The 23,073-nt window shown below is 63.0% G+C and carries 19 protein-coding genes and 1 tRNA gene; 9 read left to right on the plus strand and 11 right to left on the minus strand.

The annotated features are described in order from the left end of the window. Nucleotides 1–9 precede the first annotated feature (9 nt). From glgB to M1D34_RS00715, 6 genes are all read right to left on the minus strand, one after another. Nucleotides 10–2,175, minus strand: a complete 2,166-nt coding sequence (gene glgB / locus M1D34_RS00690) for a 1,4-alpha-glucan branching protein GlgB (RefSeq protein ID WP_498781681.1) — start codon at nucleotides 2,173–2,175, stop codon at nucleotides 10–12. Nucleotides 2,176–2,216: 41 nt separating this feature from the next. After that, on the minus strand, nucleotides 2,217–4,694 hold the full coding sequence (locus tag M1D34_RS00695) for a glycogen/starch/alpha-glucan phosphorylase (protein ID WP_017263123.1): 2,478 nt from the start codon (nucleotides 4,692–4,694) through the stop codon (nucleotides 2,217–2,219). A gap of 197 nt (nucleotides 4,695–4,891) precedes the next feature. Further along, the gene (locus M1D34_RS00700; RefSeq protein WP_050543924.1) at nucleotides 4,892–6,148 is read right to left on the minus strand and encodes a vWA domain-containing protein; all 1,257 of its coding nucleotides are present in this window, start codon (nucleotides 6,146–6,148) and stop codon (nucleotides 4,892–4,894) included. A 177-nt stretch (nucleotides 6,149–6,325) separates the two neighbouring features. Continuing rightward, a complete protein-coding gene (locus M1D34_RS00705) occupies nucleotides 6,326–7,213 on the minus strand; it encodes a transglutaminase family protein (protein ID WP_033049082.1) in 888 nt (295 codons plus the stop codon). 5 nt (nucleotides 7,214–7,218) lie between these two features. Next, on the minus strand, nucleotides 7,219–9,627 hold the full coding sequence (locus M1D34_RS00710; protein WP_153315169.1) for a circularly permuted type 2 ATP-grasp protein: 2,409 nt from the start codon (nucleotides 9,625–9,627) through the stop codon (nucleotides 7,219–7,221). A gap of 176 nt (nucleotides 9,628–9,803) precedes the next feature. Continuing rightward, nucleotides 9,804–10,838 carry an aldo/keto reductase gene (locus tag M1D34_RS00715; RefSeq protein WP_498780202.1) on the minus strand — a complete coding sequence of 345 codons (1,035 nt, stop codon included), beginning with the start codon at nucleotides 10,836–10,838 and terminating at the stop codon, nucleotides 9,804–9,806. A 105-nt stretch (nucleotides 10,839–10,943) separates the two neighbouring features. On the opposite strand from M1D34_RS00715, the gene M1D34_RS00720 reads away from it, so the two are divergent. Continuing rightward, nucleotides 10,944–11,900 carry a LysR family transcriptional regulator gene (locus M1D34_RS00720; protein ID WP_107608392.1) on the plus strand — a complete coding sequence of 319 codons (957 nt, stop codon included), beginning with the start codon at nucleotides 10,944–10,946 and terminating at the stop codon, nucleotides 11,898–11,900. A 66-nt stretch (nucleotides 11,901–11,966) separates the two neighbouring features. Here M1D34_RS00720 and M1D34_RS00725 read toward each other — a convergent pair whose 3' ends face one another. Both M1D34_RS00725 and M1D34_RS00730 read right to left on the minus strand, forming a co-directional pair. Next, the gene (locus tag M1D34_RS00725; protein WP_498780205.1) at nucleotides 11,967–12,728 is read right to left on the minus strand and encodes a VOC family protein; all 762 of its coding nucleotides are present in this window, start codon (nucleotides 12,726–12,728) and stop codon (nucleotides 11,967–11,969) included. A 205-nt stretch (nucleotides 12,729–12,933) separates the two neighbouring features. Then, nucleotides 12,934–13,407, minus strand: coding sequence for a DUF1579 domain-containing protein (locus M1D34_RS00730; RefSeq protein ID WP_498780207.1), 474 nt, complete (start codon nucleotides 13,405–13,407; stop codon nucleotides 12,934–12,936). A 153-nt stretch (nucleotides 13,408–13,560) separates the two neighbouring features. On the opposite strand from M1D34_RS00730, the gene M1D34_RS00735 reads away from it, so the two are divergent. The 7 genes from M1D34_RS00735 to M1D34_RS00765 all read left to right on the plus strand — a co-directional run bounded on the left by M1D34_RS00735 (nucleotide 13,561) and on the right by M1D34_RS00765 (nucleotide 18,827). Further along, the gene (locus M1D34_RS00735; RefSeq protein WP_003533927.1) at nucleotides 13,561–14,007 is read left to right on the plus strand and encodes a MarR family winged helix-turn-helix transcriptional regulator; all 447 of its coding nucleotides are present in this window, start codon (nucleotides 13,561–13,563) and stop codon (nucleotides 14,005–14,007) included. A gap of 149 nt (nucleotides 14,008–14,156) precedes the next feature. Further along, nucleotides 14,157–14,693 (plus strand): RNA polymerase sigma factor, encoded by a 537-nt coding sequence (locus M1D34_RS00740; protein WP_027992149.1) that lies wholly within the window; start codon nucleotides 14,157–14,159, stop codon nucleotides 14,691–14,693. Continuing rightward, entirely contained in the window at nucleotides 14,690–15,463 is a 774-nt protein-coding gene (locus M1D34_RS00745) for an anti-sigma factor family protein (RefSeq protein ID WP_498780210.1), read from the plus strand. Before M1D34_RS00740 ends, M1D34_RS00745 begins: the two co-directional genes overlap by 4 nt. Before the next feature lie 144 nt (nucleotides 15,464–15,607). Further along, entirely contained in the window at nucleotides 15,608–16,807 is a 1,200-nt protein-coding gene (gene sorT, locus M1D34_RS00750; RefSeq protein ID WP_028009825.1) for a SorT family sulfite dehydrogenase catalytic subunit, read from the plus strand. A 72-nt stretch (nucleotides 16,808–16,879) separates the two neighbouring features. After that, nucleotides 16,880–17,221 (plus strand): SorU family sulfite dehydrogenase c-type cytochrome subunit, encoded by a 342-nt coding sequence (gene sorU / locus M1D34_RS00755; protein WP_498780212.1) that lies wholly within the window; start codon nucleotides 16,880–16,882, stop codon nucleotides 17,219–17,221. 46 nt (nucleotides 17,222–17,267) lie between these two features. Continuing rightward, a complete protein-coding gene (locus tag M1D34_RS00760) occupies nucleotides 17,268–17,711 on the plus strand; it encodes a pseudoazurin (protein WP_010970223.1) in 444 nt (147 codons plus the stop codon). A gap of 711 nt (nucleotides 17,712–18,422) precedes the next feature. Beyond that, nucleotides 18,423–18,827, plus strand: coding sequence for a GFA family protein (locus M1D34_RS00765; protein WP_010970222.1), 405 nt, complete (start codon nucleotides 18,423–18,425; stop codon nucleotides 18,825–18,827). A gap of 172 nt (nucleotides 18,828–18,999) precedes the next feature. Here the strand turns inward: M1D34_RS00765 and ilvD are convergent, their stop codons facing one another. From ilvD to cpdR1, 3 genes are all read right to left on the minus strand, one after another. Then, nucleotides 19,000–20,838 carry a dihydroxy-acid dehydratase gene (gene ilvD, locus M1D34_RS00770; protein WP_010970221.1) on the minus strand — a complete coding sequence of 613 codons (1,839 nt, stop codon included), beginning with the start codon at nucleotides 20,836–20,838 and terminating at the stop codon, nucleotides 19,000–19,002. A 432-nt stretch (nucleotides 20,839–21,270) separates the two neighbouring features. After that, nucleotides 21,271–21,345, minus strand: a tRNA-Val gene (locus M1D34_RS00775). Nucleotides 21,346–21,628: 283 nt separating this feature from the next. After that, on the minus strand, nucleotides 21,629–21,991 hold the full coding sequence (gene cpdR1, locus M1D34_RS00780; RefSeq protein ID WP_003531148.1) for a response regulator CpdR1: 363 nt from the start codon (nucleotides 21,989–21,991) through the stop codon (nucleotides 21,629–21,631). A gap of 190 nt (nucleotides 21,992–22,181) precedes the next feature. Between cpdR1 and M1D34_RS00785 the strand changes: the two genes are divergently transcribed. Next, nucleotides 22,182–23,063, plus strand: coding sequence for an N-formylglutamate amidohydrolase (locus M1D34_RS00785; RefSeq protein ID WP_003531144.1), 882 nt, complete (start codon nucleotides 22,182–22,184; stop codon nucleotides 23,061–23,063). Nucleotides 23,064–23,073: the final 10 nt, after the last annotated feature.

Genomic DNA, 23,073 nt, shown 5'->3' on the forward strand with positions numbered 1-23,073 from the left:
CGGGACGCTCTAATCCTGCTCCAGCATCAGCGTCGCCAGAGGCGGCAGCGTGATGGTGGCGATCGTCTCTCCGTTCGCTCTCTTCTCTGCATGGACGGCGCCGCCGTTGCCCTTGCCACTTCCTCCATAGATTTCCGCGTCGGTATTGAGGACTTCCTTCCAGCGCCCTGCCACCGGAAGCGGTATGTCGTAATGCTCCCGGTAAACCGGAGTGAAGTTGGTGACGACCGCGACCAGCTTCTCTCCGGGCGCTTTCCTCAGCCAGGCGAAGACGGAATTCTCACGATCGTCGGCAATCAGCCATTCGAAACCGTCGCCCTCGCAGTCGCGCGCATGCAGCGCCGGCTTCGAGCGATAGGTGCCGTTCAGGTCGCGCACCAGACGGCGCGTCCCCTCATGCAGATTGTATTCGAGCAGGTTCCAGTCGAGACCGCGGTCCTCCGACCATTCGCGCCATTGGGCGAATTCCTGTCCCATGAAAAGGAGCTTCTTGCCGGGATAGCCCCACATGAAGCCGTAATAGGCGCGGAGATTGGCGAACTTCTGCCAGTCGTCGCCGGCCATCTTGGCGATCAGCGACCCCTTGCCGTGGACGACCTCGTCATGGGACAGCGGCAGCACGAAATTCTCGCTGAAGGCGTAGAGCAGCCCGAAGGTCATGTCGTTGTGGTGGAACTTTCGGTGCACGGGCTCGCGCGAGAGATATTGCAGCGTGTCGTGCATGAAGCCCATGTTCCACTTGAAGCCGAAGCCGAGCCCGCCGGCATGCACCGGGTGCGAGACCTTCGGCCAGGACGTCGATTCCTCGGCGATGGTCAGCACGCCCTGGTGGATGCCGTAGATGCGGGTGTTCATCGTCTGTAGGAAACGCACGGCCTCGAGATTTTCGTTGCCGCCATATTCGTTCGGCACCCATTCGCCATGCTTGCGCGAATAGTCGAGATAGAGCATCGAGGCGACCGCATCGACGCGCAGGCCGTCGACATGGAATTTCTCCGCCCAGTAGAGAGCGTTGTTGACCAGAAAGGCGACGACCTCCTGACGGCCGAAATTGTAGATCGCCGTGTTCCAGTCGGGATGGAACCCCTGGCGCGGATCCGCATGCTCGTAAAGCGCGGTGCCGTCGAACCAGCGAAGCCCGTGTTCGTCGGTCGGAAAATGCGCCGGCACCCAGTCGAGGATGACGCCGATGCCCACCTTATGGCAGCCGTTGACGAAACGGGCAAAGCCCTCCGGCTCGCCGAAGCGTGCGGTCGGCGCATAGAGGCCGGTGGTCTGATAGCCCCAGGACGGATCATAGGGATATTCCGAAATGGGCAGGAACTCGATGTGCGTGAAGCCCATATCGACGCAATAGGGGATCAGCCTTTCCGCCAGTTCGTCCCAGGTGAGCATGTCGCCATTGTCGCGGCGCTGCCATGAGGCCGCATGGACCTCGTAGATCGAGATCGGCTGCCGGCGCGGATCGATCTCGGCCCAGTGACGCCGATGCGCCTCGTCCTCCCAGTTCTGGGCGATCTCGTCCGCGGTCATCGAAGCGGTGTCGGGCCTGAGCTCCGAGCGCCGGGCAAAGGGGTCGGCCTTCAACGGCAGCAGCGTGCCGTTGCTGTCGACGATTTCGTATTTATAGGGCGTACCCACGGGCACGCCGGGGATGAAGATCTCCCAGATACCGGTGTCGACACGCAGGCGCATGACATGCCGGCGTCCGTCCCAGTCGTTGAAACTCCCGACCACGGACACACGGCGGGCGTTCGGCGCCCAGACGGCGAAGTGAAAACCCTCGGCGCCGTCATGCCGGATCGGATGCGCGCCCATCTTGTCGAAGAGGCGAAGGTGCGAGCCCTCGCGGATATAGTAGTCGTCCATCGGCCCGAGCACGGGGCCGAAGCTGTAGGGATCGATGACGGTCCACTCGCCGCCGTAGTTACGGGCGCGGTAGCGGATGGGCTGCTCTTTGCGGAGCGCCACCGGACCCTCGAAGAAGCCGGCCTCGTCGCGTCGCTCGAGCGTGCCGAGTTCCTTGCCGCTGAGCGTTTCGGCAATCACCGTTTCCGCACCCGGCACGAAGCACCGGGCGACATAGGTCTTGCCCGCGGCATGCACTCCAAGGACGGCGAAGGGGTTGCTGTGGGTACCGGAAAGTATTGCCGCGATTTCCGGCGCTGGCAGCATGCCTGGCGGGGCGGGGGCTGGATCCTTGCCGGGCGGAACCGTCATCCGGCTCTCCAGATCTCTCCGGCATATTGCCGGATCGTGCGATCGGACGAGAACCAGCCCATCCGGGCGGTGTTGCGGACCGCCTTCGAATACCAGGCGGACGGGGTGGTCCAGAGCTGGTCGATCTCGCGCTGCGCCTTGGCATAGGCCTCGAAATCGGCTGCAACCATGAACCAGTCGTGGTTGTAGAGCCCGTCCACGAGGCCGGAGAAGCGATTGCGGTCGTCGGGCGAGAAGACGCCGGAAGCGATCGCATCGAGCGCCTGCGAGAGTTCGCGCGAATTTTCGATGACGGCGCGCGGATTGTGTCCTTCCGCTCGCGCCTTGCCCACCTCCTCGGCGGTCATGCCGAAGATTTTGATGTTTTCCTCGCCGACCCAGTCGCGCATCTCGACATTGGCGCCATCGAGCGTGCCGATGGTCAGCGCTCCGTTGAGCGCGAACTTCATGTTGCCGGTACCCGAGGCTTCCATGCCCGCCGTCGAGATCTGCTCGGAGAGGTCGGCCGCCGGTACCATCACTTCCGCAAGCGACACATTGTAGTTGGGGACGAAGACGACCTTCAGAAGCCCGCGGACGGCCGGATCGTTGTTGATGACGCGGGCGATGTCATTGGCAAGTTTAATGATCAGCTTGGCGTTATGATAGCTCGGTGCCGCCTTGCCGGCGAAGAGCTTGACGCGCGGTACCCAGTCGAGCTCGGGATGGGAGCGGATCTGGTCGTAAAGCGCCACCGCTTCGATGAGGTTCAGCAACTGCCGCTTATATTCGTGGATTCGCTTGATCTGGATGTCGAACATCGCCGACGGATCGATCCGGATGCCGAGATTCGCCTGGACCAGCTTTGCCAGCCGCACCTTGTTGGCGCGCTTTACGGCTGCGAAGTGCTCCTGGAAATCCGCCTTGTCGGCAAAGGCGTCGAGGGCCTGAAGCGCCTCGGTATTGTCCATGAACTCGTCGCCGATCGCCTCTCGGATCAGGCCGAAAAGACCCGGATTGCACTGCATCAGCCACCGGCGCGGCGTTATGCCGTTGGTCTTGTTGTTGATGCGGTCCGGATAAAGCGCGTGAAGGTCGGCGAAGACCGTTTCCTTCATCAGCTCGGTATGGAGAGCCGATACGCCGTTGATCGAGTGCGAGCCGACGAAGGCGAGATTGCCCATGCGCACGCGCCGGTCGCCGGTTTCGTCGATCAGCGAGATGTTGCGGATCGCCTCGTCCGTCGCGTGCCTCTCCCGGCGTGCCTCGATCAGGATCTTGGCGTTGATGGCGTAGACGATCTGCATGTGGCGCGGCAGCAGCCGCTCGAAGAGCGGAACCGGCCAGCTCTCGAGCGCTTCCGGCAGCAGGGTGTGGTTCGTATAGGAGAAGGTCCGCCGCGAAATGTCCCAGGCCTGTTCGAAATCGAGCCCGTGCACATCAGTCAAGAGACGCACCAGCTCGGCGACGGAGACCGCCGGATGCGTATCGTTAAGCTGGATGGCGACGGCGTCCGGCAATGACGTGAAGTCGGGATACTGCTGCAGATGCCGGCGCAGGATGTCCTGGAGCGAGGCGGAGGAGAAGAAATATTCCTGCCTGAGCCTGAGTTCCTGGCCGGCCGGCGTGGCGTCGGCCGGATAGAGCACGCGCGTCAGGCTTTCCGCCTTGTTGCTTTCGCGCAGCGCCCCGATATGGTCGCCGGCATTGAAGGCGTCGAGCAGGATCGGGTCGATCGGCTGCGCGGCCCAGAGGCGAAGCGTGTTGACGCGCGTTGCCCGCCAGCCGACGGCCGGTGTGTCGAAGGCGGTGGCGATAACGCGCTCGGCCGGCTTCCACACGTAACGCTGCACTTCCTCGTCGATATTGACCGTTTCGACGCTGCCGCCGAAGCCGATCTCGTAGGAGCTTTCGCGGCGCTCGAATTCCCAGGGGTTGCCATGAGCGAGCCAGGTCTCCGGCAGTTCCACCTGCCAGCCGTCGGCCATCTGCTGGCGGAAAAGACCGTGCATGTAGCGTATGCCATAGCCGTAGGCAGGCACGTCGACGGTCGCCATGGATTCCATGAAACAGGCGGCGAGGCGGCCGAGACCGCCATTGCCGAGCGCCGCATCCGGCTCGAGAGCGGCAACGACGTCGATATCGACGCCAAGCGAGGCAAGCGCATCGCGCATCTCGTCCATGAGGCCGAGATTCGTCATGGCGTCGCGCATCATACGGCCGATGAGGAACTCGAGCGACATGTAATAGACGCGCTTGGCGCCGGTCGAATAGGTCTTGCGGGTGGAGTCCATCCATTTGTCGGTGATGCGGTCACGCGCCACGAGGATGGCGGCCGTCAGCCAGTCGTGCGGCTTGGCGACTTTCGGGTCCTTGCCGATGCGGTATTTCAGACGCTCGAGAATCTCGACTGCAAGCTGGCTGGGTTCCGAGGATCTGAGGGCGGGTTGCGGCAGTTCGGTGGTTGAGAGCCGAGTCATCATGAGAACTGTCATACCCTTATTGCATTCCGGAAAGCCCCAGGTCGGAACCGACCAGGTACAAGGGCAATTTATGCATCGATCCGAAGCGCTTGCAACAGGTGTTTTTAAAAGGATTAAAACAGCAGATGCTTGACAGCGCCCACTTCCGGTAGCAGTTGAGCTTTAGGCCGCCCGGCAAGACCGGGCGGCACTTCAGCCGGACTCCCGGTTCATTTCGTCAGGCGGGAAGCCAGTGCGGCGGCGCGTTCGCCGATCGCCTTGAAGGCCGCGACCAGATCGGATGCCTCGTCTGCTTCGAAATAATGCGAGGAGGACGAGGCGCAGTATTTCAGCAGCTTCTGGCCGCGGTCCGGCGCCATGAAAGCTACGCTGTATATCTGAACCTTGCTCGCTTTGGCCGTGTCGCACCATTGCTTGGTTACGGTATCGTCATTGGCGTAGTTGTTTTCGCCGTCGGTCATGAAGACGATGTATTTCGTCGGCACCTGTCCGTTCTTGGCGCCGTGCGCGCTGTCTTCCGTCAGGGCTGTCACCTTCTGGTAGGCGGTCTTGAAGGCGCTGCCGGAGGCAGTCCCACCCGTGGCCACCAGCGCGTTGACATAGCTGGCTGCACCATTCGTTCCCCAGGAGAGACTGCTCGCCATGTCCTGGGCGGAGTTGTAGGAAACCGCGCCGGTACGAACATAGATCGATTCCGGGTCCGCCGTCACAAGTTGCGCAAGGAGGTCGCCAACGGCCGCTTTCAAGGCGTCGACCTTGGTGACGTAGCAAGGGCTGGTCGCCTTCAGGTCCGGAAACTTGCTCCAGTTCGCTTCCGTGTAGTTTTGGCATTTCGCCTTTGCAGTGTTGACCGTGTTGGTCTTCCACGCCATCGAACCGGACCGGTCGAGCACCAGATACATGGACAGGGCGTTCTTGCTCTCCGTTGCGCTCTCGGCGATCGACTGCGTTTCGATCTCGATCGACTCCTGGCCGAGCAGACGCGTCATCGCATTGAACTGGAGGCGGTGTTTGTTGGCGACGGTAACCTGGAACGTCTTCCCCTTGGCGCCGTTCGCCGTCTCGGCGATATTGATCTCCGTCGTGTTGACGTCGTCCCATTGTGGTGCGGCGGCGGCCGATCCCTCGCCTCCAGCCTGGCGGCTCGCAACCTGCTGTTCCTCGCCCGGCATATCCGTCGCGGAGGCCACTGCCGTCTGGGTCTTCAGGAACTTGCGTGCGATCGCCTTCGCTTCTTCGATGTCCGGTCTCGCATCGGAAACGAGCGCGGAAGCCGCCGCGAGCGCTGCCGCGTCGGTTGCGTCCTGAAGTTGGTTCTTGGTCATCAGCATGTTGGCGACATCGACGGACACTCCGCCGACGGCCAGGAGCAGCGGCGCGATCAGCGCCGTCATCATTCCGAAATTGCCGCCCCGATCCCGCAGCATCGCCAAGAAGGATCGGCCTATGGTTGATCGTCTTCGCATCTGTGAACACCCCAGCAAATACATTGCAAGCCCGGGGCGACAATTAGCGGCGATACCTTGCTCTCATGTTCAGGAAATCGGTTCAATTTTAGCGAAGTTCCTGAAAAACCCATGGCTTCTAATGGGAATTTCGCCCGGTGCGCACGTGCAGAAGCGGGACATACGTGCCGTTTCGGATCAACCGACGGGGACGACGTCGACGGCCTGTTCCGTCGTGTGACGGCCGTAGCCTTTCAGCACGCCGATCACGGGCGCGACATCGCCGTAGTCGCGGCCATGGCCGACGACGATGTGGTCGGCGCCGGCCGGAATATTGTTGGTTGGATCGAGCTCCATCCAGCCGCCCGTGGTGCCGCACCAGAAGCGGACCCAGGCATGCATCGCGTCGGCGCCCTCCAGCCGTTCCTGACCCGGCGGCGGCAGGGTTCTCAGGAACCCGCTGACATAGCCGGCGGGAATCCCGAGACTGCGCAACGCCACGATCATCACATGGGCGAAGTCCTGGCAGACGCCGCGCTTCAGATCGAAGGCCTCGGCGGGGGTGGTGTTCACGGTGGTCGCTTCGGAGTCGTAGGCAAAGTCGCGGTGGATGCGATCGCAGACGGCGGCTCCGATCTGCTCGACCGTCATGGTATTGCGGGCGATCGCGCGGGCATAGGCGGCGATCTTCGGGACGGCGGGAAGGAGCGGGCTCGGACCGAGGAAATGATGCGGGGATTCGGCGTCGACCGACCAGCAGGCGGCAAGCTCGGGCGCAAGACCGCCGAGCGGAGGCGAAAGGTCGGCCGTGAGCGCCGGCGCCTCAGCCTGGACACGCGCCTGCATCCGGATGACGAGATGATCATGCACGGAGCGGAACAGGATGGACGTCGTGGGGTTGGCGAAGAAATCCCTGCCTTCCCGGCGTTCGAAGGGCACCGGCTGGCAGGTCACCGATCCGGCCACAAGACGTTGCCGTCCGGGAATGGACACCGGCAGCACACGTACGAGATGTCTTCCGCCGCTTACCGGAGCCTCGTAACCGTAGGTGATCTTCAGGCTGATGTCGTAGAGCACGGCAACCATCTCCTTCAGCCGAGATAGGTCTGCGCCAGCAGTTCGGACAGGTGTTCGAGATCCTGCATCAGGCGCCTGTAGACGGCCCTGTCCATCTGCTCCGGCGTCATGATCGCAAGGCCGGAATGGAGCCGCATCGTTTCCCGGTAGAAGGGTGACATCTGCCCGTTGACGAAGGCGTTCGGCAGGAGCTCGACCTCTTTCTTGATCTCGTTGAGCTGATAAAGGACCGAGCGCGGATTGAGCGGATCGAGCGCCAGAAGGTCGGTGACCGTCGGTGCCGCCGTGTTGACGTTGTAGCGCCGGCGGTGCGTCATGACGCTGTCGCCGATCTCCAGCAGCATGTCATAGGCGCCGTCTGGAGCCTCCGGTCCGGACATGTGGCCGAGCAGTCCCGTCATATGCAGGCCGCGTTCGAGATAGCGTCCGATCGACAGGAACCGCCATCCGGTGAAGCGGTACATGTTTTCGTGTACCAGGCCCGCGAAGCCGGCGAGCTTTCGCAGGAGGATCGTCATCGCGTGCGTGGCGTCGTCGCCCGCCTGAACGGTCGCGTGGAACTTCCGCGCCGTTCTGGAGAGGTCGTTGAGCGCGAGCCACCCGTCCGGCGAGAAGCGGTCGCGGATGTTTCCGGCGCTGAAAAGGGCGCTGTCGATACTGGAAAGCAGGCTATCCGGTACCGGCTCCCCGGTGCTGATGCCGAGCACGGCGAGGTAGTCGCTCACATCTTTCAGGAGCGGCATGTTCGGATCGGCGGATTCAGCGAAACGCCCGTGCCAGGCGCGCAGAACCCGAAGGGCGCCTTCCGCCCTTTCTATGTAGCGGCCGAGCCAGAAGAGGTTGTCCGCTGCCCGGCTGGGCAGGCTGCCGGGCAGGTTACGGGTGAAGCTCTCCTCCGCCGGCAGCAAGGTCGTGCGGTCGACGGGCTTGGCGCTGACGATCCAGACGTCGGCGGCAGTGCCGCCGGCCTGCATTGCTATCGCCGCCACGTCGTCGCCGGAGCCGATGCGGGCGAAGCCGCCCGGCATGATCTGCCAACCGTCGCGCGTGCGCGCGGCAAACACCCGGAGGCTCATCGGTCGAGGTGTGAGCCGGCCATGCACCCAGGCCGGCGTCGTCGACAGCGTAACGACCTCCTGGCCCACCAGCTTGCCGCCGTCCGCGGCGAGCCATTCGCCGATGGAGGTCCCGGCGCTTTCGCGGAAGGAGGCGCCGAGTACCGATTGGCCTTCGTCGTCGAAGAAGGGCCGCGTCGAATAGGCCGGGCCGATGACCATGCGCTCGATATTGCCGGCGACATGCCGTCGTTCGGCTTCCTGTCCGCACCACCAGGTGGCGATCGACGGCAGCTTCTGCTCCTCGCCGAGCAGATGACGGCAGATCGCCGGCAGGAAAGCCAGGAAGGCGCGCGTTTCCAGAATACCGGAGCCGAGTGCATTGACGATCGAGACGGAGCCGGCCCTCAGCGCCTCGACGATACCCGGGGTGCCGATATGCGAGGATTGGTTGAGCTCCAGCGGATCGGCAAAGGATGCGTCGAGGCGCCGCCAGAGCACGCCGACGGGTTTCAGGCCGGCCACCGTGCGCACCATGACCCGTCCGTCGACCACGGTCAGATCTTCGCCCTCGAGCAGCATGAAGCCGAGATAGCGGGCGATATAGGCATGCTCGAAATAGGTCTCGTTGGCGATGCCCGGTGAGAGCACGGCAATGCGGTCGTCCGCATGTTGCTTGTGCCCCTGCAGCGTGTCGCGGAAAGCACCGAAGAATCCCGCCAGCCGATGGACATGGCTTTCGGCATAGAGGTCGGAAAAGGCCCGCGTCGTCGCCACCCGGTTCTCGAGCGCAAAGCCTGCGCCGGAGGGGGCTTCGGTCCGGTCGGAGAGCACCCACCAGTTTCCGTCGGGGCCTCGTCCGATCTCGAAGGAGCAGAAGTGCAGGAAATGTCCGTTCGCCGGTTCGAGACCGACGATCGGGCGCAGGAACTCCGGATTGGAAGCGATGAGGGCGGGGGGCAGCAGGCCGGCCTTGACCAGCCGGTTCTCGCCATAGACGTCGGCAAGCACCCGCTCGAGCAGTTCGGCCCGCTGGACGAGGCCGGCGGAAACCGTGGCCCATTCCGCCTCGTCGATCAGCACGGGAATGTGCGAAAGCGGCCAGCTGCGCTCGGAATTCTCCTTGCCGTAGGCGCGATAGAAGACCCCGGCATCGCGCAGATACCGGTCTGCGCGTGCGAAGCGGTTGGCAAGATCCGTCTCGTCCATGCGGCCGAGCGTCGCAAGCAGCCGCTGCCATACCGGCCGGACGTTGCCGCGCGCGTCGAGCATTTCGTCGGCGACGCCCGGCAAGGCGCGATAGCCAAAGGCCGGGCCGCCCTCGATTCGGCTCATCTGTTCCGGCCCTGCGGCCTGCTTCTTCGCCATTCCAACCCCTGCCGGACGCCCCGCTCGCGCAACATCATCGGCTGAGCCGCCGATCCCGATTCGACCATGTATCACAAATCTGGAGTGTTTCGCTGGCGAAGCTTTAGGCAGACGGCCGGCAGCCCCGTTTTCGATGGAACTGCCGGCTTCGTCGCTTGCGTGCACGTCTCGTTTCTTCAGACGACCGGCGGGTTGATCCGCGCGAAGCCTTCCTGCCGGTAATAGGGGAAGTATGGGTAGGGGGCGGTCGTCGCACTCGCCGCGTCGAGCCGGGCGACCTCCTCGGGGGTGAGCGACCAGCCGGCGGCACCGAGGTTCTGTCTGAGCTGCTCTTCATTGCGCGCACCGATGATGACACTCGAAACGGTCGGGCGCTGGAGAAGCCAGTTGATGGCGATCTGCGGAACGGTCTTGCCGGTTTCCTGCGCGATGGCGTCGAGGACTTCGACGACGTCGTAGAGCTTTTCCTCGTCGACCGGCGGCCCGAAGGCGGCGGTGTCGTGCAGGCGGCTGCCCTCGGGCCAGGGCTCGCCGCGGCGGATCTTGCCGGTGAGCCGCCCCCAGCCGAGCGGGCTCCAGACGAGTGCGCCGACGCCCTGATCGAGACCGAGCGGCATCAGTTCCCATTCGTAATCGCGGCCGACAAGCGAATAATAGACCTGGTTGGCGACGTAGCGCGGATATCCCTGGCGGTCGGCGGCGGCGAGGGATTTCATCAGCTGCCAGCCGGAAAAGTTGGAAACGCCGACATAGCGCAGCTTGCCCGAGCGCACGAGCGTGTCGAGGGTCGACAGGACCTCTTCGACGGGCGTTCCGGCATCAAAGGCGTGCAGTTGCAGCAGGTCGATATGGTCGGTTCCGAGCCGTTTCAGCGCCTTTTCCACACCGCTGACCAGGCGCGAGCGCGACGATCCGGCGGCGTTCGGTCCTTCGCCGACAGGAAGCGACAGTTTCGTCGACAGAATGACGTCGTCGCGCCGGCCCTTGATCGCGGCACCAAGGACCTCTTCCGAAGCGCCGTCGGAATAGACATCCGCGGTGTCGAAAAGATTGACGCCCGCCTCGAGGCAGATGTCGACGAGGCGGCGCGCCTCGGCCGCATCCGTGCTGCCCCAGGCGCCGAAGAGCGGCCCCTTGCCGCCGAAGGTGCCCGCTCCGAAGCTGAGGACCGGTACTTTCAGTCCCGAGGAACCAAGCCGTCTATATTCCATAGCTGCAACTCCACTCTTGCTCATGAATCGGTAACATGAAGATGGAGCTGTACTCGCTTTGGATATAGACTGTCGCCGGGAATATTATCTGTGAGCTGAATTCATATGTCGAGACCCTCGGTCAACCGCTCGGGCGAAATGGAGATCTTTGCGAAGGCGGTGGAGCTGGGCGGATTTTCGGCTGCTGCCCGCCATCACCGCATGACGCCTTCGGCCGTCAGCAAGCTCGTGCTGCGTCTTGAGGAGCGGCTCGGCGTGAGGCTGGTGAACCGCTCGACGCGCAAGCTTCAGCTGACGCCGGAGGGACATGCATTCTACGAGCGTACGGTGCGCATCCTCGCCGATATCGACGAGGCGGAGCGCTCTGCATCGGCCGGCGAGAGCCCGGTCGGCCGGGTCCGGCTGAACGTCAACGCCTCGTTCGGCACCCACGTCCTGATGCCGCTGGTGCCCGAGTTCCGGGCGCATTTTCCTGCCGTCAGCCTCGACATCGTCATGACCGACGCCGTCGTGGACCTGATGGAGGCGCGCGCCGATGTGGCTATCCGCGCTGGACCGCTGAAGAGCTCGACGCTGATTGCGCGCAAGCTCGGGGCGACGCGGATGATGATCGTGGCGGCACCGTCCTACATAGAACGGTACGGAATGCCCTCGTCGCTCGAGGAGCTCAAGGGGCATGAGCGGCTCGGCTTCTGCTACGCGCGCGCCGTCGACGGCTGGCCGTTGAGGACGGATGGGGAAACGGTCGTGCTGCCGGCCTCGGGAGCGGTACAGGTGAGCGATGGCGAGGGGTTGCGCCAATTGGCGCTTGCCGGCGCCGGGCTGGCACGGCTTGCGGAGTTCACCGTAAGGGAAGACGTCAGCGCCCGGCGCCTCGTGCCGGTTCTGGAAGACCTCAATCCGGGCGATCTCGAGGAGGTTCACGCCGTCTATCTCGGCCAGGGCGGCGCGCTTCCCGCGCGCGTGCGCGCCGTCCTCGATTTCCTCGCCCGCCATGCCCGCATCACGCCGGGGCAGGACGCGGGCAGGCGCCGGACTTCACCCATACCGGCTCCGGCATGAGGATGATCGCCGAAGCAGGACAGCGGCGGAGATGTCCGCCGCGTTCCCGTTGAGAGGCGCCAACCCTCAGCGTTTCGGCGCGACCAGCGCGAAGAGCGCCCCTTGAGGGTCGGTGAACTGCGCGATCCACGCTCCGCCGGGCACTTCCATCGGACCCATCAACAGCTTCGCGCCGCCGGATTGCGCCCGATCGATTGCCGCGTCGATCGCCTCGACATTGAAGTAATAGAGCCAGAAAGGATTGGGAACCTCTCTCGGCCTGGTCATCATCCCGCCGATCGGCTGACCATTATGGGCGAAGATCTGGTAGACGCCCATCTCGCCCATATCCATCGCCTGGTCCTTGGTCCAGCCGAACAGCTTCGAATAGAAGCTGAAGGCCGTGTCGAGGTCGCCGGCCATCAGTTCGTGCCAGCCGATGTTGCCGGCAGCCATTTGCTCCATTGCCGGTGGCGGTTCGCCGTCGCCCCTGAAGAGGGCGAAGGCGGCGCCGTGCGGGTCGGTCACGATTGCGAAGCGGCCGATATTCGGAATGTCCTCCGGCGCGCGATGGACCGTTCCGCCCTCGGCGGCAAGCTTGGCGGCGGACTCGTCGACATCGTCGACGGCGATATAGCCGAGCCATGCCGGCGGTATCTGCATGTCGAGCGCACCTTCCGGCATCGTCATGAGACCCGCTACCTGGTGGTCTCCGGCGGAAAGGAGCTTGTAGTTCATGCCGGGCATTCCCGCGTCACGCGCGCTCCAGCCAACGATGTCCTTGTAGAAGGCTTCCGCCGCCTTCATGTCCGTCGTCATCAGTTCGTACCAGACGAATTTCCCATGCATTGTCGGTCCTCCGGTTTTTCTGGATGTGCCGTTGCGGTCGGCGACGACGGTCGCGTGGGGGAACGCGAACGCAATCGAAGGCTGCTTTCCGGTCCGTCCGCACGCGCTTCATGTCGGTGTGTCGACCTAAAATCGTGAACGTGATCGAATATAAGTTAAAGCGGAATGCGGGCGGAAAACCGCACGCACTTTTCTTAATCCCGCTCTAGCGGCGGCGGTATTCTGCGCTCATCATTTCTTTCCAGTCGCCGTTTTCGGTCTGGACGCGGGCCGTAAGGGTCCGGCGGTTCGCGTCGATGAGGGTTATTCTATCCTGATATCGGGCGGTCCTGCCGGGATTTTCGAAGTCGGGGCCTTCACAATTGAGGGCAAGCGTCTTCCCGTCGTCCTCTATAACGCCGTCATAGACCCACATATGCGTCATCATGGAGCCGACCCACGCCCCGAGATAACGCTTGGTCTCGGGATTGTAGCCGAGCGTCATCAAAGTCTGGCCGGGGCTGCCCCCCGGCATGATGCCCTCTCCCTCGCACACGACCCAGAGACCGTGCATCGAGCGGACGTTTTCGATCCAGGGCTGGCTGTCCTCGCCGCTTCCCGTCGAATCCTCGGACGTGACCGTCCACTCGCCGAGCAGCTGTTCCAGCCATCGGTGTTCTTCCTGCGGCTCTACTTTCATTGATTTCCCTCCCGGGGTCGTGCACAGCCATCCCCGTCGGGCGGGTGCGGCGCTGAAACGCCGCTCAGCGTCCGAAGGTTCCTGCCACGCTTCCTTTGCGCTCGCCTCATGCCGGCGCTTGACTAATTATGTTGATATCAACATTACTATTTTATGTCAAAGCCGCTGCCGATACCTTTTTCCACCACGCTCTTCGTCAGGGACACCTGCCTGTGCCTGCATGTCCAGCGCGCCGCCCGGGCGCTCGCCCGTCGGTTCGACGAGGCGCTGAGACCGCTCGAGATTACCAATGGTCAGTTCTCGCTGATGATGTCGCTCAACCGGCCGGACCCGCCGAGCATGAGCGCGGTGGCCGCCGTGCTCGCCATGGATCGCACCACGTTGACGGCGGCGCTGAAGCCGCTGGAGCGACGAGGCATTGTCGAGTCGTTCGCCGACCCTGGCGACAGGCGTCTGAAACGCGTGCGGCTGACGACGGAGGGCGGCCGGCTGCTCGCCGAGGCGCTGCCGATCTGGAAGGCAACCCATGAAGCGCTCGACGAACGTCTGGGGGAGGGCGGCGCGGAACGTCTGCGGGCGGATCTGATCGCGCTGACCTGATGGGACCGGCAAGCGCGCCGAGAAATCGCCAGCGGACGTAGCGCATCATGGAATAAGCGAGGCAGCTCGCTCGTCTCTACGCCGCGGAGGAAAAATGGAACGAACCGGAAGCTTCGAGGCGGGAACGCGTGCAGCCCTGATCGGGTGTCATGTCGGGTATCATGCGCTCGCGCGTTGAACGGAGACTGGAACCGCATTATGCGCGGCTTTTCGCTTATGCCGTCGCGCTTTCGCGCGATCGCGACGGAGCACAGGATATTTTCCAGGAGTGCATCGCCCGCGCCCTGGATGCGCGAAGCGTGCCCGAGACTGAGCCCGCATTTCGTGCATGGCTTTTCGCGATCCTTCGGAACATCTGGATCGACCAGTCGCGCCTGCGCCGCCGGCGTTCCGACCTGGAACAGGAGTTCGTCACGGACCTGGTGCCCGCGCCGGTCGCCCCGGAAACCGTGCTGGTCGATGCATTTTCGGTCCGCCAGGCGTTTACCCGCCTCAGCACCGAGCATCGCGAAATCCTCGCGCTGGTCGACATATCCGGTTTCAGCTACGAGGAGGTGGCAATGATGATCGCCGTGCCCAAGGGTACCGTCATGAGCCGGGTCAGCCGTGCAAGGCGGGCGCTGGCGTCTCACCTCGGCGATGCCAATGTCGTCGAACTCGCGCGGCATCGAGAAGGCCGAAAATGACAGAAAACGACCTGAATCCCGATATTTTGAGTGCCTATGTCGACGGCGAACTCGAGCCGGAGGAGGCGTCGCGCGTCGCCCGTCTGATTGCTTCCGACGAGGCGGTGGCGCGGCGCGCGGCCAAACTGTCCGAGATGAAGGCGGCAGTTGCGGGAATGGCTCCGGAGATCGTGGTGGTGACGGTGCCGCGTCCGCGGCCGGCCAGCCGATGGATGCTGTCGTTTGCTGCGGGTGCGTGTGCCAGCCTGCTGGTCTTTGCGGTGGCCTGGTTCGGCCTGGCAAGGGCCCCGGTGGGGGTGCCGGCGGGGCTGCCGGGGGACGCGGCGGTTCGCGATGCCCTGCTGGAGCATGCGGCCTGGGTCGGAGGTTCTTTCACGCCGCCAATGCTTCCGGCCTCCGCACCCGCTGATGTGTTTGTGCCGGAGATGAACGCGGCCGGATTAACGCCCGTCTTTGCGCGCGAAACCTCCGTGAATGGCGAAGCCGCGTTGCATACAGGCTACGTCGGCAGTTCCGGCTGTCGGCTGAGCCTGTTCCGGATCGCTCGCCCGGACGTTGAGCACGGTTTCGACATGTCAAGCGACGACGGCCTGCTTCATGCCTCCTGGTCGGGCGACGCCGCAAGCTTCCTGCTTGTAGCCCGGGGGATGGACGAAGCCCGCTTCGCCCTTCTCGCCGGCGCTCTGAAGCTGGCGAGCGAAGAGAATGGCCGGGGAAAGCAGAAAATAATCGCAAGCCTCGGCGCGATGCGTCAGCCGTGCATCGGCTGACGCATCGCCGGATCGGACGCGCGATGCTGCCGGTTCACAAAAATGATCGGCGCGAGGGAATTTTCTGGGGCGTCAGTCGTCTCTTCCAGTCATTTCGAGGACGATCGGATCGGCATGCTGCCATCCGGGAAAAGGAGACGCGACTTGACTGAGATGCTGACCATGAAGCGGCGGAGTTTTCTGACCGGGAGCGCCGGAGCTGTCGTTGCTGCCGGAGCCGGCGGACTCGCAGAGGCCAAGGAGACGAAGCCCCTGCCCGACTACGTCGCCTGGAAGGACGCCGATGCGCTGATCGTCCACAGCGACAAGACGCTGGAGACGAAGCGAAGCGAATTCGGTACCAGCATCATTACGCCGGAAGACAAACTTTACATCCGCAACAACGTCAACACGCCTCCGGAATCGATCCTCGACGACCGCGACGGATGGAAGGTGGAGATATCAGGCGTAAAGGAGCCCCGGACGCTCACTGTCGCCGAACTGAAGACTCTGGGTCTGGTAACGGCGGCGACTGTACTGCAATGTTCGGGCAATGGCCGCAAATACTTCAAGGATCAGCTGACGGGTGACCAGAAAATGAGCGGCACGCCCTGGACGGTCGGCGCTGCGGGTTGCGTCATCTGGAGCGGCGTACCTCTCAAGGCGGTTGTCGATGCCCTGGGCGGGCCTGCCGAAGGCGCCCGGTTCATCACGGGAACGGGCGGTGAGGAGCTTCCGGCCGGGCTCGACCCCAAGCTTCTGGTGGTCGAGCGCTCGGTCCCGATCTCGAACCTCGACAATGTGATTCTTGCATGGGAAATGAACGGGAGGCCTCTTTCCCTTGCCCATGGGGGCCCGCTGCGCATGGTCGTCCCCGGCTATTCCGGCGTCAACAATATCAAATATGTCAAGGCCGTCGCCATGACCGAGGCCGAGACGGACGCGAAGATCCAGAAGACCAGCTATCGCGTGCACGCGCTCGGAGAAAAAGGCTCTCCCGACCAGCCATCGGTATGGGAACAGCCCGTCAAGTCGTGGATCACCACGCCGCACGAGGCTGCAAAGGCGGGGCAGGTGCAGATTGCCGGCGTCGCCTTCGGCGGCATGAATGCCTGCAAGAGCGTAGAGGTCTCGGTGGACGGCGGTCAGACGTGGCAGGAAGCCGAGTTCATCGGGCCCGATCTCGGCCGTTTCGCCTGGCGCGTTTTTGCCCTGTCGGCCGATCTGGCGCGGGGGACCTACACGCTCGTCAGCCGCGCGACCGATACCGAGGGCAACGTGCAGCCCGAGGAGACCGAGATGAATGGAGCCGGCTACGGCCACAACGGCTGGCGTGCGCCCGCCGTCAAGCTCACCGTTGCCTGACCGCAACCGAAGGGTTCCGCATGTTGCGGAACCCTGTTTCACGATCTTCTCCTATCAGTTTCGGATCAGAACATGACCCATGCTTCAAGCGGCCGGATCGCGGCCGTGCTCACCTGTGTAACCATCGGCCTGTCGCCGAGCATGGCATCCGCCGAAGAAGACAAGCTTGCGCTCGGCAGAGAGATATTCCTCGAACGGTCGGAACCGCAATGCGCGCTCTGTCATACGCTGGCGGATGCCGAGGCCGTCGGGGAGGTTGGACCCAATCTCGACGAACTCAAACCCGACGCGGAAAGGGTCAATACGGCTGTCACCAACGGCATCGGGCCGATGCCGGCCAACGAGATCCTTACGGACGAAGAAATCGAGGCCGTCGCGCTTTATGTCTCGACGGTCGCCGGAAAAGCCGAGTGATCGGCGTCATGCGGGCGTTGACGCCCGCCAAGGAGAGGAAAGTACGTTGAAGACAAAGATGATGCTTTTGGCGATGTTGTGCGCGACCTCTGCAGGCCAGGCAAACGCCGAGGAATATCGTGTCGAAATGCTGAACAAAGCCGCTGACGGCCGCGTGATGGCATTCGAGCCCGCCGTCATCCGCGCCCAGCCCGGAGACACCGTCACCTTCGTCGCAAAAGACAAGGGGCACAACTCCGCGCTGATGAAGGGCGGCGCACCGGAAGGTGCGGAGACCTGGAAGGGCAAGATCAACGAGGAAATCACCGTGACCCTGAGCAAGCCCGGCGTCTACATGTATCAATGCGCCCCGCATGTCGGCATGGGCATGATCGGCGCAATCGTGGTTGGAGAACCGGCGAACCTCGAAGCCGTCAAGGGCATCAAGTATCCCGGAAAATCGAAGGCGGCCGCGGAGAAGATCTTCGCGGAAATCGAGAGCGGCGGCTGACGGACCGGTTGCTGCTGCTCCTTCCTCACCCCGGTGCTCGTCACTAGGGCATATACATATCTGCTCCTCTGGTGGGAGCCGTTGCCATGGCGAGAAACCGGCTGGCTTCCAGTTATGCGGTCTGCTGCCGGATAGGTGAAGGTCAAGCCGCTTGTCGTCTCCCCCCTTGTGGGGGAGATGGCCGGCAGGCCAGAGGGGGTTAAACGCCAAACCCTGCATGCTGCCGAAGACGATTTGCCGCGAGGATACCCTGCGGCATTCCGAAGACGCGGTCATACGACTGCGTCGTGTAGTCCTGATGGGCGAGCGGGAGAGCAGACCCCCTCTGGCCTGCCGGCCATCTCCCCCACAAGGGGGGAGAATATATGCGGCGGGCTCTCGCTTCCGCTTCTGCGTTCTGTCCGTGGCATCGTTTTGGCATGTGAAGTCAAAACCGCTTATCCGCCCCAAGGCAATTGTCCTGCGAGAGGATCAGATGTGTAAATGCCCTAGTGTGCTCGTCACAGGGATGAGGAGTGCAAACAAGCCGCTGCGGGTTGCCCGAATCTCAACGGGCCTTGGAGCGGAATGAGGAAAAGTGTGTGCGGTTTTCCGCCCGCATCCCGCTCTTACTTATTAGAATGGATCACGTTCATGATTTACGTCGACCGACCTAAATCATGAACGTGATCCAGATCTCGAAAATCTAGATTCAAGCGGGGAGAAACGAGGATGAAAAAGACCCATAAGGGTAGCTGCCACTGTGGACGGATCCGCTTCGAGGTCGATATCGATCTCGAAGCGGGAACCAGCCGCTGCAATTGCTCATACTGCTCGAAACTGCGTTATTGGGGCGCAAGCGTGAAGCCGGAGGATTTCCGGCTCATGTGCGAGGAGGCAGGCATCGGCGACTACCAGTTCGGCACGATGAGCGGTCATCACCGGTTCTGCACGGCGTGCGGCGTGACGCCCTATGGCCACGGCTATGTCGAAGAGATCGGCGGTGCCTTCGTCTCCATCAATGTCGCATGCCTCGACGGTGTCGATCCGGCCGAGTTTGCGGCCCTGCCGATCCAATATATGGACGGGCTCCACAACAATTGGTGGAACGCACCGGCCGAGACGCGGCACATGTGAATTCACAGCTCCGAAACGAAAAGGCTCCCGTTGCGGCGGGAGCCTTTTGGGACAGCTGCAATGCTGTTGAGAGCACTTCCAGGAAAAGTGTGTAACGGTTTTCCGTCCGGAAGTGCGTTGGGTCAAACGGTAGAGCATTTCAGTGTTTCCATGAAACAGTGAAATGCTCGACTTAACGGTCGCCCAGATCTCTCACGGCGCCGCGGTCGGCCGATGTCGCGAAGGCCGCATAGGCCTTGAGCGCGGTCGTCACCCGGCGCTTGCGCTGCTCGACCGGCTTCCAGCCCTTGGCATCCTGTTCGGTGCGGCGTGCGGCAAGCTCGGCCTCGTCCACCCGCAGACTGATGGTGCGGTTCGGAATGTCGATATCGATCATGTCGCCTTCGCGCACCAGCCCGATCGTTCCGCCATTCGCCGCTTCGGGCGAGACGTGGCCGATCGAAAGACCGGAGGTGCCGCCGGAGAAGCGTCCGTCGGTGATCAGCGCACAGGCTTTGCCGAGACCCTTCGACTTCAGGTAGCTCGTCGGGTAGAGCATTTCCTGCATGCCCGGTCCGCCCTTCGGCCCCTCGTAGCGGATGACGACGACGTCGCCGGCCTTGATCTCGTTGGCGAGGATGCCCTTCACGGCTGCGTCCTGGCTCTCGAAGACGCGCGCCGGGCCGGAGAATTTCAGGATGCTCTCGTCCACGCCCGCGGTTTTCACGATGCAGCCGTCGAGCGCGATGTTGCCCTTGAGTACTGCGAGGCCGCCATCCTTGGAGAAGGGATGTTCGACCGAGCGGATGACACCGTTTTCGCGGTCTGTATCGAGCTCGTCCCAGCGTGCCTCCTGGCTGAAGGCGACCTGCGTCGGAATGCCTCCGGGAGCGGCGCGGAAGAATTTTCGGACAGTGTCGCTCGACGTGCGGGTGATGTCCCAGCGGTCGATCGCGTCGCCGAGCGTCTCGGCGTGGACTGTCGGGCAGTCGCGGTTGATGAGGCCGCCCTTGTCCAGCTCGCCGAGGATCGACATGATGCCGCCGGCTCGGTGTACGTCTTCCATGTGCACGTCGGCTTTCGCCGGAGCGACCTTCGACAGGCACGGGACCTTGCGCGACAGCCGGTCGATATCGTCCATGGTGAAGTCGATCTCGCCCTCATAGGCGGCGGCAAGGATGTGGAGCACCGTATTCGTCGAGCCGCCCATGGCGATGTCGAGCGCCATGGCGTTCTCGAAGGCCTGCTTGGTGGCGATGTTGCGGGGCAGCACCCGCTCGTCCTCCTGCTCGTAATAGCGGCGCGCCAGGTCGACGATGAGGTGGCCGGCCTCGACGAACAGGCGTTTGCGGTCGGCATGGGTCGCGAGCGTCGAGCCGTTGCCGGGCAGCGACAGACCGAGCGCCTCGGTCAGACAGTTCATCGAATTGGCCGTGAACATGCCGGAGCAGGAGCCGCAGGTCGGGCAGGCGGAGCGCTCGATGATCTGGACGTCCTCGTCGGAGACTTTGTCGTCGGCGGCCGCGACCATAGCGTCGACGAGGTCGAGCGCATGCGTCTTGCCGTGCAGCACCACCTTGCCGGCCTCCATCGGCCCGCCGGAGACGAAGACGGCCGGAATGTTGAGGCGCAATGCCGCCATCAGCATGCCGGGGGTGATCTTGTCGCAATTGGAGATGCAGACCATGGCGTCGGCGCAATGGGCGTTCACCATATATTCGACGCTGTCGGCGATGATCTCGCGCGAGGGCAGCGAATAGAGCATGCCGTCATGGCCCATGGCGATGCCGTCGTCGACCGCGATCGTATTGAATTCCTTGGCGACGCCGCCGGCCGCCTCGATCTCGCGCGCGACGAGCTGGCCGAGGTCCTTCAGATGCACATGGCCCGGCACGAACTGCGTGAACGAGTTCACCACCGCGATAATAGGCTTGCCGAAGTCGCTGTCCTTCATGCCCGTCGCGCGCCAGAGGCCGCGGGCGCCGGCCATGTTGCGGCCGTGGGTGGTGGTGCGGGAGCGATAGGCAGGCATGAACGTGTTCCTTCACGGACGAATGTCATTAGGCGGATGTGGCGATCGCAGAGCGCCGTTGCAGGGGGTAGTAGCGCAAAATTGCGCGCGCGTCATCTTCCGCGCCAGATTATTTCCGGGCGGCGCGCGCCAGCGCCGGCGCGGCTCCACGCAAGAAAAAAGGCCGGGTTGAACCCGACCTTCCTCAACACCTTCAGCCAATGCCAGTACATCCGTGGTCAATGGCGAGGTAGGTATCTCTTAACAGGCGAACATGAAGAACGCGTGACAACTCTTCGGAAAACCCGCGCGCTTTCGACAGGCTAGCAGAATCGCCGCCGTTCAAAGTTCCGGTCTCGGCTTCAGTTGCTTGTGTCGGCCGGCGCGTGCAGTGGAGGTTGGGGGAATTGAAAAAGGGCTTGCGGTTTCCCGTAAGCCCTTTTGAAACTTGGATGGTGGGCGTGACAAGGATCGAACTTGTGACCCCTACGATGTCAACGTAGTGCTCTCCCGCTGAGCTACACGCCCATCCGATGCGGCGCATAGACCACAAAACCGGCGCCCGCGTCAATAGGCTTTTCGAAGGTTTTTTGGCAGAAATTGCGCAGGGTCTGAGCGGCGTGATTTCAGGGGTATCGGCGTTCCTTTCGGACATCCCGACGTTCCGGCGAGAGCGCTAAGGCATTGAAATAAGAAGCCGCCCTCGATGCTGGTGATCGAGGGCGGCTTCGAGGCAATGCTTGCGCGGAACGAGTCTTTGGCCTTCGGCGAAGGGTGCGCCGGAAAGCTGCGGCGCACATATGTTCGCTGCTCAGGCGGCCAGCATCTTGTTGACCTCGTTGACGAGGTCGCGCAGGTGGAAGGGCTTGGAAAGGACCTTGGCGTCTTTCGGCGCCTTGGAATCCGGGTTCAGCGCAACGGCGGCGAAGCCGGTGATGAACATCACTTTCAGGTCGGGATCGAGTTCGGTCGCGCGGCGCGCGAGTTCGATGCCGTCCATCTCCGGCATGACGATGTCGGTCAGGAGAAGCGAAAAGGGTTCTTCGCGAAGCCGGTCATAGGCGCTGGCGCCGTTGTCATAGGAAAGAACCTTGTAGCCGGCTTTTTCCAGCGCCTTCACAAGAAACCGGCGCATGTCGTTGTCGTCTTCGGCAAGGAGGATTTTCGCAGTCATATCTGGCCGTGGCTACTTCTTCTGGGTGCTGGTGGATTGCGGCAGCTCAGCAAACCGCAACATGGTAAATATCTGGTGAACGGGCGCGATCAAGTCCCTTGAACCAGCGGGCGGCCACTATGGACACAGAGGCGACCAACTGGCAACATGATCTGAATAGCAAGAACCGGACATGGTAAAAAGGGTTCCGATGGGGGAAGCGGTTGAGTGGGAGTTTTTCGAGGTTCTGGAACCCGCAAGCCAGAGGATACCTTTCGTTTTCAACTCCCCGCACAGCGGCCGGCATTATCCCCAGTTCTTTCTCGACCAGTCGCGCCTTGATCCGCATTCCATCCGCCGTTCCGAAGACCATTTTGTCGATGAACTGTTCCGCAGCGTCACGTTTCTGGGGGCGCCCTTGCTCCGGGCGCATTTCCCGCGTGCCTTCCTGGACGTAAACCGCGAACCCTACGAACTCGACCCGCGCATGTTCGACGGCGCCTTGCCGCCGCACGCCAATATCAGTTCTATGCGCGTCGCCGGCGGCCTCGGCACCGTGCCGCGCCTCGTCGCCGAGAATATGGAAATATATCGTGGCCGTTTTCCGGTCGAGCAGGCGCTCGAGCGCATCGAGACGATCTACAAGCCCTATCATGCGACGCTCAGAAAGCTGATCGCCCGCACCCATGTCGAGTTCGGGATGTCGATCCTCATCGACTGCCACTCGATGCCCGGCAACGTGCATCTGCCGGGAAGCGGCCATCGCCCGGACTTCATTATCGGCGATCGCTACGGAACGAGCGCGGCGGCGGAACTGTCCCGGGTGGCGGTGGAGCTTCTGGAGCAGCTCGGCTATGCGGTCGCGCGCAACAAGCCCTATGCCGGCGGCTTCATCACGGAACATTATGGCCGCCCGACGCGCGGACTGCATGCGTTGCAGATCGAAATCAACCGCGGCCTCTATGTCGACGAAGCAACCCTGATCAAAAAACCGGGATTCGCAGCTCTCGAGGCCGACCTCGCAACCTTCATCGCGGCGCTCGCGCGGCACGTCGAGGATTTCGGCGCCTATCTGCCGCTGGCCGCGGAATGACAATTCGAAA

Source organism: Ensifer sp. D2-11 (assembly GCF_054161295.1).